This window comes from Streptomyces sp. NPDC052023, from assembly GCF_044548465.1.
Taxonomy (GTDB): domain Bacteria; phylum Actinomycetota; class Actinomycetes; order Streptomycetales; family Streptomycetaceae; genus Streptomyces.
The window spans coordinates 1-1,198 of record NZ_JBIUBW010000055.1 but is presented as its reverse complement, the minus strand read 5'-3'; the positions used below and the strand labels follow the sequence as shown (position 1 = coordinate 1,198).

Here is a 1,198-nt window from a genome sequence, read left to right as displayed (position 1 = left end):
GTCGGCGGGGGCGGTGAAGGGTTTGATGTCGTTGACGAACTCGGTCTCGATCCAGCGGGTGTGGACCGTGAAGGGGTCGGTGGAGCCGGTGAGTTCGGGGGCGAAGGCCGGGTCCTTGACGACCGCGCGGTGGAAGGGGATGGCGGTGGCCATGCCTTCGACGGTGAATTCCTCCAGGGCGCGTGCGGCCCGCTGGAGGGCCTCGGCGCGGGTGCGGCCGGTGACGATCAGCTTGGCGAGCAGGGAGTCCCAGGCGGGGCCGATCACGCTGCCGGACTCGACGCCGGCGTCCAGGCGGACGCCGGGGCCGGAGGGCGCGGCGAACGTGGTGACGGTGCCGGGGGCGGGCAGGAAGCCCCGGCCGGGGTCCTCGCCGTTGATGCGGAACTCGAAGGAGTGGCCGCGCAGCGGCGGGTCGTCGTAGCCGAGGGCCTCGCCGTCGGCGATGCGGAACATCTCGCGGACCAGGTCGATGCCCGCGACTTCCTCGGTGACGGGGTGTTCGACCTGCAGGCGGGTGTTGACCTCCAGGAAGGAGATGGTGCCGTCGAGGCCGACGAGGAATTCGACGGTGCCGGCGCCGACGTAGCCGGCTTCCTTGAGGATGGCCTTGGACGCCGTGTACAGCTCGTCCACCTGTGCCGGGGACAGGAACGGTGCGGGGGCTTCCTCGACGAGTTTTTGGTGGCGGCGCTGCAGGGAGCAGTCGCGGGTGGAGACGACCACGACGTTGCCGTGGGTGTCGGCCAGGCACTGGGTCTCGACGTGGCGGGGCTTGTCGAGGTAGCGCTCGACGAAGCACTCGCCCCGTCCGAAGGCGGCGACGGCCTCGCGGACGGCCGAGTCGTACAGCTCGGGGACCTCGTCGAGGGTGCGGGCGACCTTCAGGCCGCGGCCGCCGCCGCCGAAGGCGGCCTTGATGGCGATGGGCAGGCCGTGTTCCTCGGCGAAGGCGACGACCTCGTCGGCGCCGGAGACCGGGTCGGGTGTGCCGGCGACCAGGGGGGCGCCGGCGCGCTGGGCGATGTGGCGGGCGGCGACCTTGTCGCCGAGGTCGCGGATGGCCTGCGGCGGCGGGCCGATCCAGATCAGTCCGGCGTCCAGGACGGCCTGCGCGAACTCGGCGTTCTCCGACAGGAAGCCGTAGCCCGGATGGATGGCGTCCGCGCCGGACTCGCGGGCGGCGTTCAGGACCTTG

General features: G+C 72.3%; 1 protein-coding gene. It reads right to left on the bottom strand.

Annotated elements, in window-relative coordinates:
- On the bottom strand, nt 1–1,198 hold a 1,198-nt coding region (locus tag ACIHCM_RS37500), incomplete at both ends, for an acetyl/propionyl/methylcrotonyl-CoA carboxylase subunit alpha (RefSeq protein ID WP_399906548.1).